General features: G+C 43.2%; 18 protein-coding genes and 1 tRNA gene. 15 read left to right on the plus strand and 4 right to left on the minus strand.

Translation table 11 applies throughout. From position 1 onward, the window contains the following. Nucleotides 1–4 precede the first annotated feature (4 nt). Nucleotides 5–1621 carry a spore germination protein gene (locus MMB75_RS21000; RefSeq protein WP_052679239.1) on the minus strand — a complete coding sequence of 539 codons (1617 nt, stop codon included), beginning with the start codon at nucleotides 1619–1621 and terminating at the stop codon, nucleotides 5–7. A gap of 183 nt (nucleotides 1622–1804) precedes the next feature. Here MMB75_RS21000 and MMB75_RS21005 point away from each other — a divergent pair, with 183 nt between their 5' ends. The 5 genes from MMB75_RS21005 (at nucleotide 1805) to MMB75_RS21025 (ending at nucleotide 4307) form a co-directional block, all read left to right on the plus strand. Further along, nucleotides 1805–1999, plus strand: a complete 195-nt coding sequence (locus MMB75_RS21005; protein ID WP_045245081.1) for a hypothetical protein — start codon at nucleotides 1805–1807, stop codon at nucleotides 1997–1999. A 12-nt stretch (nucleotides 2000–2011) separates the two neighbouring features. After that, nucleotides 2012–2089, plus strand: a tRNA-OTHER gene (locus MMB75_RS21010). Between the two features lie 951 nt (nucleotides 2090–3040). Next, entirely contained in the window at nucleotides 3041–3439 is a 399-nt protein-coding gene (locus tag MMB75_RS21015; protein ID WP_016819453.1) for a YmaF family protein, read from the plus strand. A 539-nt stretch (nucleotides 3440–3978) separates the two neighbouring features. Further along, nucleotides 3979–4125, plus strand: a complete 147-nt coding sequence (locus MMB75_RS21020) for a phage terminase small subunit-related protein (protein ID WP_016819454.1) — start codon at nucleotides 3979–3981, stop codon at nucleotides 4123–4125. A 74-nt stretch (nucleotides 4126–4199) separates the two neighbouring features. Further along, nucleotides 4200–4307, plus strand: coding sequence for a hypothetical protein (locus tag MMB75_RS21025; protein ID WP_016819455.1), 108 nt, complete (start codon nucleotides 4200–4202; stop codon nucleotides 4305–4307). Between the two features lie 345 nt (nucleotides 4308–4652). Here MMB75_RS21025 and MMB75_RS21030 read toward each other — a convergent pair whose 3' ends face one another. Further along, nucleotides 4653–5564, minus strand: coding sequence for an AraC family transcriptional regulator (locus MMB75_RS21030; RefSeq protein WP_045245080.1), 912 nt, complete (start codon nucleotides 5562–5564; stop codon nucleotides 4653–4655). Between the two features lie 162 nt (nucleotides 5565–5726). Between MMB75_RS21030 and MMB75_RS21035 the strand changes: the two genes are divergently transcribed. From MMB75_RS21035 to MMB75_RS21070, 8 genes are all read left to right on the plus strand, one after another. Beyond that, the gene (locus MMB75_RS21035; protein WP_045245079.1) at nucleotides 5727–6488 is read left to right on the plus strand and encodes an SDR family oxidoreductase; all 762 of its coding nucleotides are present in this window, start codon (nucleotides 5727–5729) and stop codon (nucleotides 6486–6488) included. A 210-nt stretch (nucleotides 6489–6698) separates the two neighbouring features. Then, entirely contained in the window at nucleotides 6699–7526 is an 828-nt protein-coding gene (locus tag MMB75_RS21040; protein ID WP_045245078.1) for a TIM barrel protein, read from the plus strand. 16 nt (nucleotides 7527–7542) lie between these two features. After that, nucleotides 7543–8889 carry an amino acid permease gene (locus MMB75_RS21045; RefSeq protein ID WP_045245077.1) on the plus strand — a complete coding sequence of 449 codons (1347 nt, stop codon included), beginning with the start codon at nucleotides 7543–7545 and terminating at the stop codon, nucleotides 8887–8889. A gap of 160 nt (nucleotides 8890–9049) precedes the next feature. Then, complete coding sequence (locus MMB75_RS21050) at nucleotides 9050–10063, plus strand: SIS domain-containing protein (protein ID WP_031462745.1); 1014 nt, start codon at nucleotides 9050–9052, stop codon at nucleotides 10061–10063. A gap of 95 nt (nucleotides 10064–10158) precedes the next feature. Continuing rightward, entirely contained in the window at nucleotides 10159–10941 is a 783-nt protein-coding gene (gene frlD / locus MMB75_RS21055; protein WP_045245076.1) for a fructoselysine 6-kinase, read from the plus strand. Nucleotides 10942–11004: 63 nt separating this feature from the next. Beyond that, nucleotides 11005–11733 carry a GntR family transcriptional regulator gene (locus MMB75_RS21060; RefSeq protein ID WP_016819462.1) on the plus strand — a complete coding sequence of 243 codons (729 nt, stop codon included), beginning with the start codon at nucleotides 11005–11007 and terminating at the stop codon, nucleotides 11731–11733. A 275-nt stretch (nucleotides 11734–12008) separates the two neighbouring features. After that, entirely contained in the window at nucleotides 12009–12659 is a 651-nt protein-coding gene (locus tag MMB75_RS21065; RefSeq protein WP_019685997.1) for a glycosyl transferase, read from the plus strand. Between the two features lie 272 nt (nucleotides 12660–12931). Beyond that, the gene (locus tag MMB75_RS21070) at nucleotides 12932–13987 is read left to right on the plus strand and encodes an acyltransferase family protein (protein WP_019685998.1); all 1056 of its coding nucleotides are present in this window, start codon (nucleotides 12932–12934) and stop codon (nucleotides 13985–13987) included. Nucleotides 13988–14098: 111 nt separating this feature from the next. Here MMB75_RS21070 and MMB75_RS21075 read toward each other — a convergent pair whose 3' ends face one another. Beyond that, nucleotides 14099–15025: an SPRY domain-containing protein gene (locus tag MMB75_RS21075; RefSeq protein ID WP_277510477.1), complete on the minus strand. Its 927-nt coding sequence runs from the start codon at nucleotides 15023–15025 to the stop codon at nucleotides 14099–14101. Between the two features lie 207 nt (nucleotides 15026–15232). Here MMB75_RS21075 and MMB75_RS21080 point away from each other — a divergent pair, with 207 nt between their 5' ends. Together MMB75_RS21080 and MMB75_RS21085 are read left to right on the plus strand one after the other, a co-directional pair. Further along, nucleotides 15233–15466: a hypothetical protein gene (locus MMB75_RS21080; RefSeq protein WP_371317267.1), complete on the plus strand. Its 234-nt coding sequence runs from the start codon at nucleotides 15233–15235 to the stop codon at nucleotides 15464–15466. A gap of 128 nt (nucleotides 15467–15594) precedes the next feature. Then, a complete protein-coding gene (locus MMB75_RS21085) occupies nucleotides 15595–16410 on the plus strand; it encodes a DUF2935 domain-containing protein (protein ID WP_016819466.1) in 816 nt (271 codons plus the stop codon). A 202-nt stretch (nucleotides 16411–16612) separates the two neighbouring features. Here MMB75_RS21085 and MMB75_RS21090 read toward each other — a convergent pair whose 3' ends face one another. Beyond that, complete coding sequence (locus tag MMB75_RS21090) at nucleotides 16613–17155, minus strand: GNAT family N-acetyltransferase (RefSeq protein WP_016819467.1); 543 nt, start codon at nucleotides 17153–17155, stop codon at nucleotides 16613–16615. Nucleotides 17156–17168 lie beyond the last annotated feature (13 nt).

The following is a 17168-nucleotide window of genomic DNA, read 5'->3' on the forward strand; positions in this document are numbered from 1 at the left end:
CTCCTTACGCCATGGGATCTCTTCCGTGTTCCCCCGCTTGTTCTGCATATGATTCCTGTTCCGTTGCCTGTCTTACTGGATTGACATCCCCAATCATTTCCGGCCGGTTCTTCATTTTCCACCAAGGTACACGCACTAACATGTCTTTCATATTGCTCTTATAGAAAGGTGCGATCGGTACCATATAAGGAACACCGAACGAATTTAAAGCTACTAATCGAATGAGGATGGGGACCATTCCCGCCAAAACGCCGTATAACCCAAATAAACCTGCCACCAGCATGAGTCCAAATCTGAGCAAACGAACAGACCCCGCCATATTGATGGCAGGTAGCACAAAGTTGCAGATAGCTGTGAATGATACCACAATGACCATAGCTGCGGAAACCAATCCCGCCTGTACAGCAGCTTGTCCAAGAACCAATGCCCCAACGATAGAGATTGCAGGCCCTACGGCGCGCGGCATTCGTACACCTGCTTCGCGGATAACCTCGAAGGTCAGCTCCATTAACATCGCCTCAAGCAGGGCTGGCAATGGTGTATTTTCTCTCTGTGCAGCCAGAGTGATAAGCAGTGTTGTAGGCAGCATTTCCTGGTGAAACGTAGTTGTTGCAATGTAGAACGAAGGTAATAGCAATGCCAAGAAAAAGGATGATGTCCGAACGATCCGAAGAAAAGATGCCAGATCATAACGCTGGTAGTAGTCCTCACTGGATGCTATAAATCGAAAAAAGGTTACGGGAGCAATCAGCACAAATGGAGTCCCATCAACTAATATCGCTACCAGCCCTTCAAGCAGGCTACCTGCTACAGTATCTGGACGCTCAGTGTTATACATGGTTGGAAAAGGTGTCCATACCCCATCTTGAATAAATTCCTCGATATATCCACTTTCGAGTATACTATCAGTGTTGATGGAGTCTAACCGTCTGGAGATTTCCTTAACCACCTCTGGATCTGCAATGCCTCGAACATATGCTACCGATACCTTCGTCTGTGTGTATGATCCGATAATTCGAGAATCAAAGTGGAGTTCAGTTGATTTGATCCTTCTCCGGAGAAGCGCAATATTTGTGGAAATATCCTCCGTAAACCCCTCTTTAGGGCCGCGAACTACTGTCTGTGATGTTGGCTCCTCAACTGCTCTTTTAGCCCCTCCACTGATAGAAGCAGCAAAGGCCTTGGTGCTGCCTTCGACGAGGAGAGCCACCTGTCCATAAAGAACGGCATGGATAAGCGATTGCTCATTGTCAAGACAAGTTATACCCCCAATAGGAATACGATCCATCAACCAACTTTCGACATTATGATCAGAGACATCTCCATTACGAATACCTGCAGTGAGTTCCTCTAGCAGTGTCGTTAAAATTTGCTGATCAATCAGGCCTTGAAGAAAACCTATAGCGAGAACCGGATTGCCCTGCTTATCATTCAAACAACGAAGAATGAAATCCCCGCTATGCCCTATTTCCTGGTTCAGTATGGTCACATTTTCCTTAAGCGTGCCACTCAGCTCTTTGGATATTTTAGTCGATTTTTCGTCATTAACTGGTTCAGAGTTCATGCCATTTTTAGATCGTGAAGGCTGTTTAAACAGCCATTTTTTTAACTTGTCAACCATGCCATATAGTTCCCTTCTAGATATCGGTCAACTGTAATATGCTGCTATTCCACAGTTTATATGTACTGTTCTTGTCAAAAGATGGTCGCATACCAATCCATTGCAACTATGTTTATATTGTGGAGAGGCCCGTTAGCTTAACGTCGTCGTTCAGACTACAAGCTTTCAGCAGACAGCCGTAAGATGCCATCTATTAAGGAGCTGGAGATAAAGAAGCGGAAGCGTACAGAGGACATAATAGTTAGGTTTATGGGGGCAGATAACTTTACTACGGGATATCGTCATCTGGAGGGCTGGGATTACAATCAAAAGATCACCATGCTCGCAGGAGACGAGAAGGGGACTTTGGAGAGCATTAGGGCGAACGTAATTCAATAATTACAGACTTTGGGTGTATGTGGGTACTAATGGGAACTGTACCGGAACGCACTCGTAATGCGTAGGCCGGGGGTTCAATTCCCTTCACCAGCATCTTATAAAATTCAAGTACAGCGCGGCTTCCAGGCTTTTTGGAGGTCGCGCTTTTTTGTTGGAGCGAGCATTTTTCTAACATTCTCTTATGGTGGATGAATACCGAAAGCGGGTTGCCCCAATGGCTGCCAAGTGGAATGAATAGCGCAAAAGCAAAGTCAATACGGTACCGCCGAAAGATGGGGAGCCAGTAAACGGTCAGCAAGAAGAACAACAACATGACGACGGTGTCGCGATGAAGTAAAGACATGGATGCAGATAAGCATCGGCTTGAGCAGCGGCCAGATAAGGATTCCAAAACTGGGCTAAAACACAAATATTAACTATGCATTAACGCCTAAGGGAAAATTGAATAGCATACACCGTAACGAAAAAATTCCTGAGGGAGTGGGTAAAATGAAGAATGCAAATCAAAATAGACAAAGTGGGAAACGTGGGTTAGGAGGACCGACGTATCTACTAAATCCAAATCAAGTGGCCTCGTTTATAAATCAAACTGTTGACTTTACACTTAATAGTGGGCAAAGAGTTTGTAGAGTCTTTATACATTCTGTATCACCCGAGACTAACCCTCAAAACTCAACTTATGGAGACTTCACTTATCTAGTTTTCCAAAATGGGAAGTTCTATATGATATCAAATAATGCAGCTAACATTTCACAAATAGGATTGGCCGGTTCGATTTGTATGTAAAATAAAGTGAGCACTCTAAACGGAGTGCTTTTTCTTTTGCATTTATTCGACAGGATGTAAGCCATTTTGAGTGCTCTTTCCGTTACATGGGAATGCCGGAAGGAGTGCAGAAGAGAACAGAGAGAGGGCATGCACACGCTCTGACAGCCTATTAGCCACCCACTCGAATAGTGGAAATCAACTCCAATAGCCTTTTGAACATTTACACTACCTCTTTCATAGTATATGGCAGTTGATAAAGAGAGGAGGCTACTGATGGAAATACCAATAACAGGTTTTGTTGTTCATTCCGGTGATTCCGGCTCTAACCATTCGCATAAGCTTTTTATTAGTTCGTGGGATGGTAGACCAGTTAATGTTCACGTACATCCTTTTAAAGGGAATACATCACTTGATGTGGGACACTACCACCATTACGCTGGGGTAACAGAACCAGCTCCAAGTGGTGTTCCGCATGTTCATAATTATTATGCAGAAACATCATTTAACGATCAACATACGCATTTAATTAGAGGAACTACAGGACCAGCCATTCCCTTGACTGGTGGTGGGCATTACCATCATTTTGAAGGGTATACAACAGTAAACGGTAGAATTCCTCATGCCCACAGGTACAGTGGAAATACTGGAGATGAGAAAGAATATCGACATTAATCAATTTGAAACTCAACCCCATACAAATAGTGGGACTGATCCGAGTTCGTTAGGCGGTATGAATAGTAAAAATGACGAGCTTCAACAGGCTCGTCTTTACTTGTTCCAAGGTGCTGACGCTTAGATAGCAATTTGGATGGGAGTTTCAATTTAGAAAGCACTAGAATTTTACCTGCAAGGACCTATTGATGAAATGAGTGTATATTTAGCTCCTGTAGTAGAGGCAGGTACGAACCAGCAAACAATTGTTGAAGTAATGCCCAAATATGGTGAAGCTGCGGCCGCTATACTGTAACGTCCCCCTGATTATCGGCGTATCCTCCGGCTGAATAGCGGCCCGCCTCGCTTGGCATTTTTGCGGACTTCCGCTATTGCCGTGCCCCAGATGAACTTTAATTAAACCAAGCTATCAAACAAAGGAAGAAAGCTCCAACCTTTTCTGGTTCGGGGCTTTCTTTGTTTTGCCCAAAGGTCACATCATATTATTAAATAAATTAAAATATTTGCATTTACATTCGTGGGGGTGGTGATTGTGTAACATGGCGAGAGAACGGAGTCCTGAGCGGGACAAGGCAAAACAGATGTGGCTAGAGAGTGACGGAGCGAAGTTACCATTGGAGGAGCTTAAACATAAGCAGAGTAACTCCTCGCTAACCTTAACTGGTGGCGGGATATTTTCTTTCTAATTACCTGCATGCCCAGTCACAGTGTGTATTCACACATATATTAAGTTGACGACAAATAAAGGAGGGCTAAAGTTATGAGTGGATGCGCAGGTCCAGCTGTTTGCGGTACGTGGACTTCTACAACAGCAATCTTGGTGCTCTATATCCTTTTGGTTATCATCCTTAAATCATGTTGGGTGTGACTTTTTGAAAAGACTGTATACATCCCGCATTCATCAAGTTTCTTTCGAGATTTGCCCGAAATTAAATTAGATAGAGAGCTCTGCTAACCTTATGGTTAGCAGAGCTTTTTAATTAAAGAAATTGCTTACGTTACGGAGAATTTTAGTTCGCCTGGGTTCGTAGGCGCCGTTTGTTGGTCCCTGTGTTTATGGCAAAGAACGGGGAACGGGGTAAGAATTGAGAGAGGACAAGTTAGGGAATTATCTACGGGACAGACCCTATAATCCGAGGTCTAGGATACCCGTTACGGATTACTGCCGGTTAGTTTAACGGTGTACTTTACTTCCAAATTACAGGGCGATGGGCTATTTATTATTTAAGGCAGAACCAATATTGAATTCTATGTCACGCAGGTGACTGATATCTCTCATCGGTGGGCGTCCGAATAAGCGGGCGTATTCTCGGTTGAACTGGGAAGGGCTTTCGTAACCGACGCGAAATCCTGCCGTAGCAGCATCGTAGCCTTCCTTGAGCATCAGCCGACGTGCGCTCTGCAATCGAATGATCTTTTGATACTGAAGTGGGCTCATACCCGTTACTCTTTTAAAATGCTTGTGAAAGGTTGTTGGGTTCATGTTCACTTTTTTTGCTAACTCTTCAATGACTAGCTGTTCAGAATAGTCACGATTGATTATATGTATTGCATTTGAAATACCTTGTGCATAGCTTCCGATCACAACGAACTGCCTGAGTAACGCTCCTTGCTCTCCCTCCAGCACACGATAAAATATCTCCCGGATGTAGAGTGGGGCTAGTATCTCGATATCCGTGGGTGAATCTAGAAGATTGACGAGGCGTAGAATCGCATCTAACAGAAAGGAAGTGGACGGATTAACCAAAATGCCCCTTCCTGTGTCTCCCTTTTTCTGTGAACTAGATTTCTTGCTTATATCTATAATGACATCAGGGCTAAGTGTTAATTGTAAACTTAGGTACGGCAACTGCGGAGAAGCATGAGTAATTTTCCCAATCACTGGTAGATGTACGGATGCGACCATATAACTGGACGAATCGCATATGAAGCTTTCCCCAACAAATGTGACGGTTTTAGAGCCTTGGGCAATTACGTAAAGAGAGGGCATGTTGAGGGTATGCGTCGGTTCCGTTTCCGCGGATGTGCGCCTGAAACAAAGCTCTGGAATCGCAGTTTGGTGTAAACCGTCCGTAGACGTATGCCGTGCAATTTGCTTAGCTAACTCCGTAATGAGTTGGTTCAAACTTATTCACCAATCCTTTTTCATTTAAGCTGATATGAATATTGTAACTCAAACCGGACAGGATTAGGCAAGGAACGCGTATGAATCGTCTACCTGCTTTATTTTGATATTTCTTATAATTCAAGGCGAAAGACAATTTCCAGATGAAAGAAGGATTCGGCTATGAGATTAATCCAGAATACAACCTTGTCCGGAATCAAAGATAAAGTTGTTGTTATTACGGGTGCAAGCAGTGGGATTGGTGAAGCGACTACGCTTTTACTGGCTAAGCATGGGGCAAAAGTCGTACTTGGGGCACGACGACCTGATCGCCTTGAAGCTCTTGCGGCCCGTATCGCGGAGGCTGGGGGTGAAGTCGTGTATGCTAGCACAGACGTCAGACGGCGGGAGGACGTAAACAAGCTCATCCATTTGGCATGTGAGCGATTCGGCACGATTGACGTTCTCGTGAACAATGCCGGCGTGATGCCGATTTCCCCCCTTGATGACTTGCGTGTAGAGGATTGGGAGAACATGATCGACGTCAACATTAAAGGTGTTTTGTACGGCATCGCCGCAGCACTGCCTGTCTTTCGCAAGCTGGGTTCCGGACATTTCGTCAATATTGCTTCTACAGCGGGACATAAAACTGTACCGAACCAGTCTGTGTATTCTGCCACGAAATTCGCTGTCCGCGCCATCTCCGAGGGTTTGCGACAGGAAGCCGGTGATAAGGTGCGGGTAACGATCATTTCACCCGGTTTGGTTCGGACGAATTTCGCTGAAGGAGTGACGAATCTGGAGGTGAAGGCCAGGCTCGAAGAGTCTCGTGACCAGTTCGCATTACCACCGGAGGCGATTGCCCGTGCCATTGCGTACGCGATCGAGCAGCCGGTTGACGTTGATGTGAACGAGATCGTAATTCGCCCCACATCTCAACTGTAAGGTATAAGGGGGATGATAAGTAAGCCAAACGAGCAAATGTACTCGTCGAGGCTTGCTTTTTTTTGCCCCTATAGGAGCTGAGCAACCCACATTAAGAACCGGCTGAATGGCTTTTATTTATTTTTAAAAAGGCATTGAAATCTTTGTAACCCTTAGTTATAATACAAGACATAACAAATTAAAGCGCTTACATGAGAGGGGGTGAAGCAAATGAAGATTGCGGGAATGAATATTACGTATAGGCATTTTCCTTTCGAGCACTTCCTGGATCACGTGACTGAACTCGGGATCGAGCACATCGAGTTGTGGGCGGGCGAGCCTCATTTATACGTCTACCGGAATGTTCTTGGCAACTTGAGGCACATAAGGCAGCAACTGAAATCCCGAGACATGAAGGTCGTCTGTTATACGCCGGAACAGTGTGTCTATCCCTTCAATATTGCTGCTTCCGATTCCCAACTGCGGCAGAAGAGTATCGTATACTTCATAGATAATCTGTACGCGGCTCTGGAGCTGGAGACCAACATGATGCTTGTGACTTCAGGAATAGGGGACTTCGCTGTATCACAATTGGAATCATGGAAATATGCAAGCGACTCCATCTATCAGATATCCAGGTTGGCGGAGAAGGAAGGGGTGACTTTAGCGTTGGAACCTCTGACCCGATTCGAATCGAATCTAATTATCGATGCTAAGGGAATCAAGAGGATGCTGGAGGAGATCCGTTCTCCGTCATTAAAAGGGATGATCGACACCGTTGCGATGCAGCTCGCTAGCGAGACACCCGAAGATTATTACTCCCTACTCCCGGAGATGGTCCATTTCCACCTGATCGACGGTGACGGCACGTCTGATGCGCATCTCGCTCTGGATGATGGGGTGCTGAATTGGCGGGAATATCTAACCAGTCTTCAGAGCCATCATTACGAGGGAGCTTGTACACTAGAGATTATGGGGTTCAATTATTATCAGAATCCACAGGAAGCACTTAGGGAATCAGTCAGGAAAATAAGGGGAATGGAAGTCTTATCACCTTGATTTGGAGGAACTCGTTATGAGTAATGACTCTCTTACACGAAAACTGGGCTTTTGGTCGGCCCTAGCCATCGCTGTTGGTACTACGGTAGGTTCCGGAATCTTCGTCTCTTCCGGTGATGTCGCAAAAGCTGCGGGTATGCCTTCGATCTCAATTCTAGCCTGGATTATTGGTGGAGTTATTGCGATTCCGCAGGTCATGGTGCTGGCCGAATTGGCGACTGCCTACCCGCAAAATGGAAGCGGTTACGTATACTTGAATAAAGCAGGATGGAGGCCCTTGGCCTTTCTATACGGATGGGCAACCTTCTGGGCCCTCGATCCTCCGTCCATTTCAATTATGGCTCTGGCCATTGTTGCATACCTGGCGAGCTTCTTCCCTTTCTTCGTTGGAATTACCGGTAAACTGCTAGGAGTAGCGATCATTCTGATCATCACGTCCATCCATTACCGTAGTGTTAAGGCAGGCGGTAGTTTTCAGGTCATTATTACGGCTATCAAAATCATCCCTTTCCTGATTGTCATTGTGCTGGGCCTCATGTATATGAACTTTGACAACTTTGCTTACACGCCCGTCGCAGGAGCGACAAGTTCAAGCTTAATTGGTGGCGTATCTGCCACGACGTGGGCTTACACGGGAATGGCCGCCATTTGTTTTATGGCTGGAGAATTCAAAAATCCAGGGAAAGTTCTCCCTCGGGCCTTAATTAGTTCGGTACTGATTGTATTGGGTTTATATACGCTGCTTGCGGTATGTGTCACCGGCCTAATGCCGTTCGATAAACTGATGGGTTCCAGCTCCGCTGTGTCCGACGCCGTCAAGTACATTCCCGGATTATCCGGCATGGCCTCATCCTTTGTAGCTGTTACCGCGATTATTGTTATCCTGGGTTCCTTGAGTTCTTGCATTATGTTTCAGCCTCGCCTGGAGTATGCCATGGCGAAGGATGGGCTGTTCTTTCAGCGTTTTGCGAAAGTTCATCCCAAATTCGAAACACCAAGCTTTTCGATTATTGCTCAGGTTACGTTGGCCTGTATTCTTGTGTTCTTCAGCAATTTAACCGAACTGCTGGGTTATTTCACGCTGATTCAGCTGGTCATTAACATTCTGGACTTTGCCGCGGTCTATAAATGCCGTAAGAGAGAGGATTATAACCCGATTTACCGCATGCCAATGTGGAGAGCAACTACTATCCTGGCTATCCTTGGGGCAGGATGGCTGGCTTGGGGAACCTTTACGTGGGCTCCAGTGCAGGGCATGATTGCCGCGGCGATAGTCATCGCAACGGGGTTGCCTGTGTATTACTACTGGGAGAAGAAGTATGGATCTAAAAGCAGTCATGACAGTAGTAATATAGTGACTTAGTCCGGATGAACTGAAGGGGGCCGATGCTGACTCGCTGATTTCCTTCAGATTTTACAAAAATAGTTGTTTTAATTGTACTGTCTGGTTATGATACTATATATAATAAATAAAAATGGATGATATTGGAGAGGAACCGATCCAGTATAGGGAGGGAACGTAAATGTTGAATTTTGACGAACAGTTATTCCTTAAGCTTGTGGAACAAGAGGGCCTGGCCTTTAGAGGACAAATTGAAGAGATTGTAGACGGGATTGCCAAGAAAGGGTACAGCAATATTTTTCTGATTGGTGCGGGTGGCACAATTGCGATGATGTATCCTTATGAGTATATTCTGAAATCAAACTCAACCATTGATGTGCATGCTGAGATTGCCGCTGAGTTTATGGTGATGAACAACAGACATTTCAGTAAGGATTCCGTATGTATTTTTACATCTGTGTCGGGAACCACGCAGGAGACTGTTGCGGCAGCCGAGTTCTGTAAGGAACGGGGAGCGACTACGATTGCACTTGTGGCAGAAAGGGACACTCCATTAACCAAAATTGTAGATCACTGCATCACAACCGGCTCGGAGAAACATTCCTTCGATACATTCTTCATGCTCCTGTACATGGTTGTGTTCCGGTTCATGTATAACAACAATGAGTTCCCTCAATATGAACAGTTCACGAAGGAAGTTGCCTTATTGCCGCGTGCGATTCTGGACGCAGTCAAAACCTTTGACCCAAAAGCGGAAGCTTTTGCAAAAGAACATAAAGATACTGACTATCATATGATGGTTGGCTCCGGCAACCTGTGGGGGAACACGTACTCCTACGCGATGTGTATCCTGGAAGAAATGCAGTGGATTCATGCGAAGTCGATTCATGCGGCGGAATTCTTCCATGGCACGCTTGAGCTTGTGGTTGAAGATACCAGTGTTATTCTGCTGAAAGGCGAAGATGAGACAAGACCTCTGATGGATCGGGTGGAAAGATTCGCTGAGAAGATTACGAAGAAGCTGACCATTATTGATACCAAAGACTTTGCCATGGAAGGCATTAGCGAGGAGTTCAGAAAGCATTTTGCCGTAAGTATCAACTGGTCTGTACTAAGCCGTATCAGCGCCTATCTGGAGCGTGAGAGAAATCATCCATTAACACTTAGAAGATACTATCGCCAAATGGAATATTAAGATACGCAGTCTTTAGTTCATTCTATATTGATGCATTTGATTTGAGCACTACTTCGTAGTGCTCATTCTTTAATAGCAGGGAAGGCGGGAGCAAGATGAGAATCATTACAGTCGGGGACAACTGCATGGATGTCTATCAAGCAAGCGGCAAAGCCTATCCTGGAGGCAATCCGGTGAATGTGGCCGTCTATTTAACTGAAATGGGTGCAAAGACGGCCTATTTGGGCTGGGTGGGCACCGACATTTATGGGGAGATCATGATCCAGGCTATTCAGGACAAGGGTGTGGATACTTCCCGAATTTTAAAAAAGGACGGAAAAACAGCGGTAACCCACGTGGAGATGGTGGAGAATGACCGGAGGTTCGGCGAATACGACGAGGGAGTTATGGCACAGTTTTTCCTTACAGCAGAAGAGATCGATTTTGCTGGCAATTATCAGCTTGTCCACTCAGGGATATGGGGCCATGCCGATCCGTACTTTCCTCTCTTTAAGGAAAAGGGCCTGATCACTTCCTTTGATTTCTCGGATCAGTTGCAGGATGATCGGGTACAGACATTAACGCCCTACGTAGACTATCCATTCTTTTCGTACACTCAGGATGATGATTATATCCGCCAACTTTTGGTAGAGGTCAAGCAAAGAGGAGCGCAGATTGCTGTAGCTACCTTGGGGGAGAACGGTTCGCTTGCTTACGATGGGGAACAATTCTTTCCGCACGGCGTGGGTAAGGTGAACGTCGTGGATACGATGGGAGCTGGGGATTCCTTCATTGCCGGGTTCCTTTACGGCCGATTGAAAGGGCTTTCAGCGAAGGACTGCCTGGAGCTTGGGACAATTACAGCTGGGAAGACGATAGGTTATTTCGGTGCATGGTGACTGGAGATGATCATCAATGTATAATACTTATTATAATCATTGATGGATAAGGATGAATTTACCATGAATTTGAATCCTTCAACCCCGCAGCCGCTGTACATGCAGATCAGGCAAATGTTGAAGAACGATATCCAGGACGGACGATACAAACCGGATGAACAGATTCCAACCGAAGCAGAACTCTGTGATACTTATAGTGTAAGCCGAATCACTATACGGAAAGCAATTGAGGAGCTCGTGCGGGAAGGAACCCTGACGCGAATTCCTCGTAGAGGCACCTTTGTAGCCTCCAACAAATTTCATAATGAACTGTTATCCGTAAGCGGTTTCTCAGAGTTCAGCCACCAGCTGGGCATGATTCCAAACTCACGGATATTAAGAAGCGAAGTAATCCCGGCATCTGAAGAGGTGGCTGGACATCTTCTTATTGAAGAAGGCAGCCCTGTGTTGGAGCTTGAACGCTTGATGTATGTAGATGACCGCCCGCTTTTCTATGATATAGCCCATTATTCACTCACCCGGTTTCCAGATTTGGAAAAAAAGATCGCAATGAAAGAATCGACTTACAAGATTCTGGCGGAGGATTATAACACCGAGATCGTGAGCAATGACAAGATCATTGATGTGATCGGTGCGACTAAAGATTATGCGAAATTTCTGGAATGTGATATCGGGGCGAACTTATTCCGGATATTGAAAATTGCTTTTGATGCAAACGATGAGCCTGTTCATCTCTCTACATTTATGTGTGAGACGAATCGGGTCAACCTGACGGTCCACCGGGCAAAATAGGTTATGCCCATCAGCATGGCTTATTTTCCAAAAAGGATTTAGCTTCGAAACAATTATACGGGTACTCCAGGACGTAGCTTTATTCATCAGAATTGCTTCTTTTACTTGGACCATGGAGTCATAGGCTCTGCTGGCTTAGCACCGGCAGGCCTTTTTTGTGTGTTGAAATACGAAATTATGTTTTTGTAAGATGATTGCAGGAGTGGTATAGAATTAGATATTTCAACCATAATAAGACAGCCTGTTTAATCCAAACGTAAGAGGAGCAGAAGAATGTGAAAAATAAATGGTTACTGGCATTGTCGTTAACCTTGGCGCTCGTTTTTAGCATGAATCTACTAGTTGTCGTGCAAGCGAAGGCGGGGGAGGATAAGGGGAACATTTGCCTAAGTCCCAAAATGGTGCAACTGAAAGTCGATATGCAGAAGGTATGGATCGATCATACGATATGGACGAGAAGCTATATTGTCAGCGCCATATCTAATCGTCCAGACCAAAAGGATATATTGGACCGACTTTTACGGAACCAACAGGATATAGGCAACGTGATTAAGCCTTATTATGGGGAAGCTGCTGGGAATAAGCTGGCTGATCTTCTGAGAGAGCATATTTTGATCGCAGGGAAAATCGTAGCGGCTGCCAAAGCGGGCAATCAGGCGGACGTGAAAAAGCTAGAGGCGGATTGGCATACAAACGCCGACGATATTGCTAAATTTTTAAGTGAAGCGAATCCGAACTGGCAGTTCAAAACGCTACAAGATATGCTGTATATGCACCTTCAGTTGATTACGGAAATAGTCCTTAACTGTATCAAAGGAGACTGGAAAGCAGATATTGCCGCAACCGATAAAAATGAGATCCATATGATTCATTTAGCGGATATCCTGACAGAAGGAATTGTCAAACAGTTTCCAGAAAAATTTTAAGCGAGCATTATAGACGCTGCAAAGCAGATTAGCTTTTTATAATCACCCCAAAGGTGGCTATGGAAAGCTTTTTTTTCTATCCAATTCTCTACCGAAATACGGACAAAGGAAGAAAGCCCATCTAGCTAACAGCGAGGCTCCAAACTTTTTGAAGATCGCATTTTTTGTATAAAATTGGGACGTAATATGGTGCTAAAAAAAATAAATATTTTATATTATTTGTTTGTGCTAATATATCTCTATTCCATTACAACTAGAAATGAGGATATTGTGTGCACCATGACAAGGAATTAAAGCTTGTAGAAACAAATATTGCGAAAGGGATTGCTGTAGTACTACTTTTGATTCATCATCTTTTTGCTTTTCCTGACAGACTAAAGTACGACTATGTTTCATTATTTAGTTTATTTCATGAAAGAGGGGAGTTCTATTTAGGGCATTTTGGCCAGATCGCAATATCTATTTTTCTATTTTTAAGTGGCTATGGCTTATATAAGAGCAATGTTCAGAATCCACAGCATTTAATGCAGAAAAGCTTTACAAGATTAAGCAAAATCATGATAAACTACTGGGTTGTTTTTTTGCTTTTTATTCCGGTGGGTTTATACTTCTTTGGAACTTCCGATAGATTTCAACATAATTCAATAATGGATTTTTTGCGGAATTTTATAGCGCTGTCCAGTTCATATAATGGTGAGTGGTGGTTTTTATATGACTATATTCTGCTGCTATTAATTTTTCCGGTCACCTTCCAAGCCTTCCAACGTAACGCATGGGTAACTCTTCTAATTGCTGGCCTAGTTTTTTATAATTCATATTCACAAGGAAACTATTACAGTATTATGTATTGGCAGCTGCCTTTTATGATAGGGCTGTTCTTTGCAAAATATAAATTGTACTCATGGATGAGTAAGATTTATGATTCCATTATTTTCAATAATATACTATTTGATGTTATTGTTCTTGTGCTATTATTCCGTTTTCGTACTACGAGTCAATGGTTTGAGAAGACAACGATTGATATGATAATAGCCCCTATAGTTATCCTCGTTAGTATTCATTTAATGAATAAATTAAAACTAACCAAACCTTTCGCTTACCTAGGTAAAAATTCAATGAATATTTGGTTAACCCATACCTTTTTTTGTTATTATTATTTTCAGAGCATTGTTTTCTTCCCCAAGGTATCTATCTTGATTTTGTTGTGGTTAATTCTGTTAACGATACTTACCTCAATTATTGTTAACAGCATCATCAGTCTCATTAATAGCAAGGTGTACACTAAAAATATGGATCTTAATCCAAACCAAGTTGGAAGCCAAGTCTAGGTTGTTTTTTTGCACTCATTCAAGAGCAGTTTAGTTAAATACAAGCGCAGCGTCCATGCTTTTTGGAAGCTGCGCTTTTTTATTGAAATGAGCAGGTTGCAAACCCTATATTTATTTGGTTGAATACTCACTTACTTCAAATGTGAGAATTTTGTTGAAGATTACATAATCTTTGCGATTGCTGAATGGGCCTTTGTTATTATTATGCTTATCAATGGCAAAGAATGAAGCACCTCTGCCCGCATCTTTTGCGTCGTACCAAGCGATGAAGGCATTCAATTCTTTTTTACTCAGATCGAATTCTTTATCAAATCCATTGTCCATCGTTACAGTTAGAATGGCGCGATCACCAGTTGGTTGCGATGATCCATCTGTATCCGATGGGTCAGGTGTTGTAGATGGATCAGGTGTTGTAGATGGGTCGGGTTTTGTTGATGGATCAGGTGTTGTAGATCCACCCGTAGCTTGATAAGGTAAGAACCCTTCAGGGATTGGATATTTAAAATCACTTGCTCCGAAATTAGCTTCAAAATTTATTTTTGTACCAGTTCCACTTGCAATCACAGGGAAAATCTGGGCACCTTCTAATTCAGATGGTTTTATGGAATTAGCTCCAAGGGAGACTCCATTTTTGTACCAGACAATTTTATCGTTATCTAAATCCAATGCAATGCCGATAACGTCACCTGTTCCAAAGCCAGGACTGTAACCTATAATAACAGGTGATTTGATGCTGTTATAAATCGAACCATTGTTTCCATAAATAGTTTGAGCCTGTTGATCTGATTCACCTGTTATTCCTACGAATGATGCAACATTAGTTACTTTTATTTCCCAGTACCATTTTCCATTTGTTTTCCCAACTGTTGCTCTGTCTCTTGTTCCTGAACCATCAAGAGAAGTTACTAAAGAACCATTTGTCCAAGTCACATTTGTTGTCTCAGCTTTTGTAACGTTAGGGAACAATGAGAACACCGAAACTCCAATAAGTAGGGCTAACACTATTGTTCCAAGTTTTTTGAATATAATATTTTTCATGACTTCCTCCTAAAATTATGTAATAACAAGTGAATTATAGAACTTGAGTGGGATAATTGTCCAAACATTAAATGATATATATTCAAATATGAGTTATATTATGGAATTTAATTTTCATGAGGATCATGAGATAACATACGCAGAAATGCTTGTTGCAGAAGGAATCTATATATAATCTACCGAATGAAAATATTTGAGGTGATCGTTGTGAAACGTACATATAAAGTATTGAAGACAGATATGGAACTGTTCGGAGCCGCTTTGGTCCAGGCGCATGTATATGTGGTATCCGTTGATGAGGAATTACGCGTGACGTTTGAGGATTGTGGGGGAATAGTAGAGGAGATTAAGCCAGAATCGGCCAAGATAGCAGGTAAAATTTTTATGAGAGACCAGCTTGAGTTTCGGGTAGACTTGGTAGCGGAAGAAAACCCTGAATGATTTAATAACTCCGGCTCAATTTCGAAATTGGATTCGTATGAGACGTTGAACTTCGATATTCATAATGACCTGTCATATCCCATATGACTAAGTAAGTGCTTTTTTGCTCATTTAGAGGAGGGATATCATTGGATGCATTTGTTTCACGCTCATTAGATGAAATACGTTTTTGGTCCAGGATTATGAAGGAGCATTCCTTTTTTCTGGGGTTAGGCTTTAGAGCGGAAGATACTCAACTTAAAACAGAAGCCAATCGGTTTTACGCTATCTTTGAGGATATTGAGAAAAGATCGTATGAATTTAATATCAATACAGATCCTTATACAATCAAAGAGTTTAATACGGAAGTACAGAATGCGGCGACAAATATTTGGGCATTTAAGAGGATGGTATTGGGGCTTATATTACAATGCAAACTTCCTGGACAAACCAATTTTCCCTTACTGGTAGATCATGTAAGCCGGGAAGCGAATTATTTCAGAAACCGTTTAGGGGAACTCAATTCAGGAACGCTTGAACCATTACCCGATGCTATTATTGATGAAAATATTTTTTTCTTAAAGATCATGGCCGATCACGCAAAATTCATAGGCCATTTGCTGGATCCATCCGAACGCAAACTGGTTGAACAAGCTAGGGAGTTTAGTAATGACTTTGATACACTGATGTTTCAGGCGATTGATTTAAGTTATATGCGTCCACAGTCGCAGACCGTTCCACTTCTGAGTCAATTTGTGGATGAAAACCGTATCTCTGTTAAGTCCTTGCGAGATTTTAAGAAAACAGCGCGTGATTTGATCGACGAGTGCCGAATAAAAAGCATTATCCATCCTCTATTAGCTGATCATGTATTTCGTGAAGCTGAGCGCTTCCTCTTTATTCTCGAAATGTTTGATCAGTCCTTATCCGGCGTTAAGGTGAATAAGAAAGAAATCATGCACTGAGATTCCCAGCAAAACGAATATAGTTTCTGTAAAATGTGCATTGGAAATAAAGTTTTAGATTGAGCAAAAATTCAAACAGCGGCAGAACAAGACTTAAAAAGTAAAGTCTTAGACTGTCGCTGTTGTCATTCAACTAACGCATTCTATTAGGTTGTCATAACTTTTCTTTTCCATTAACTTTCGAGACCAATATTCACTAAACTTAGATATCCTCTGATGGATTGATAATCGCCAGAACCTGATGGTCCTCCCACTTTCCATTAATTTTTACGTTGCTTCGAGAAATGCCTTCTTTGTGAAAGCCAGCCTTCTCAAGCACACGGATGGACCCTGGATTCCGAGGAGAGGCTTCTCCGACGATCCGATGAAATTTTAGTTCATCGAAAGCGTAGCGAACCACCTGCTTCACCGCCTCCGTCATATAACCCTTGCCGTTATAGGCTTGGTCTAGGCTGTATCCGATCATACAGCTCTGAAGTGGTCCCCTCACCACAAAAGATAGACCTATGCTGCCTATAATCTGATTGTCTTCCTTGTGGCACACCACGAAGGAATATTTCCGATCCTCTACCATGTCAGCCTTACTCTTAATAATCGTTTGGAGCTGGTGCTCCTCCGTATAGTGCTCTTCTTGGTGGTTTGGCGAAAACGTATCAAAGAATTCCCGATTGCGTTTGTACATTGCTGTCAATTCTGTGACGTCCACTTCTTCTGGGAACCGGACGTATACTTGCTGCTCCGACATCTGTATCCTCCTT

Origin of the sequence: Paenibacillus sp. P2(2022), assembly GCF_029522175.1 — a bacterium.
Lineage (GTDB): Bacteria > Bacillota > Bacilli > Paenibacillales > Paenibacillaceae > Paenibacillus > Paenibacillus polymyxa.

Excerpts from the sequence above, each read along its gene's own strand:
- MMB75_RS21005 (WP_045245081.1), top strand. The coding sequence starts at position 1,805 with ATGCCATCTATTAAGGAGCTGGAGATAAAGAAGCGGAAGCGTACAGAG.
- MMB75_RS21090 (WP_016819467.1), bottom strand. The coding sequence starts at position 17,155 with ATGTCGGAGCAGCAAGTATACGTCCGGTTCCCAGAAGAAGTGGACGTC.
- frlD (WP_045245076.1), top strand. The coding sequence starts at position 10,159 with ATGAGAATCATTACAGTCGGGGACAACTGCATGGATGTCTATCAAGCA.
- MMB75_RS21040 (WP_045245078.1), top strand. The coding sequence starts at position 6,699 with ATGAAGATTGCGGGAATGAATATTACGTATAGGCATTTTCCTTTCGAG.
- MMB75_RS21000 (WP_052679239.1), bottom strand. The coding sequence starts at position 1,621 with ATGGTTGACAAGTTAAAAAAATGGCTGTTTAAACAGCCTTCACGATCT.
- MMB75_RS21035 (WP_045245079.1), top strand. The coding sequence starts at position 5,727 with ATGAGATTAATCCAGAATACAACCTTGTCCGGAATCAAAGATAAAGTT.
- MMB75_RS21050 (WP_031462745.1), top strand. The coding sequence starts at position 9,050 with ATGTTGAATTTTGACGAACAGTTATTCCTTAAGCTTGTGGAACAAGAG.
- MMB75_RS21045 (WP_045245077.1), top strand. The coding sequence starts at position 7,543 with ATGAGTAATGACTCTCTTACACGAAAACTGGGCTTTTGGTCGGCCCTA.
- MMB75_RS21060 (WP_016819462.1), top strand. The coding sequence starts at position 11,005 with ATGAATTTGAATCCTTCAACCCCGCAGCCGCTGTACATGCAGATCAGG.
- MMB75_RS21075 (WP_277510477.1), bottom strand. The coding sequence starts at position 15,025 with ATGAAAAATATTATATTCAAAAAACTTGGAACAATAGTGTTAGCCCTA.
- MMB75_RS21020 (WP_016819454.1), top strand. The coding sequence starts at position 3,979 with ATGGCGAGAGAACGGAGTCCTGAGCGGGACAAGGCAAAACAGATGTGG.
- MMB75_RS21015 (WP_016819453.1), top strand. The coding sequence starts at position 3,041 with ATGGAAATACCAATAACAGGTTTTGTTGTTCATTCCGGTGATTCCGGC.
- MMB75_RS21025 (WP_016819455.1), top strand. The coding sequence starts at position 4,200 with ATGAGTGGATGCGCAGGTCCAGCTGTTTGCGGTACGTGGACTTCTACA.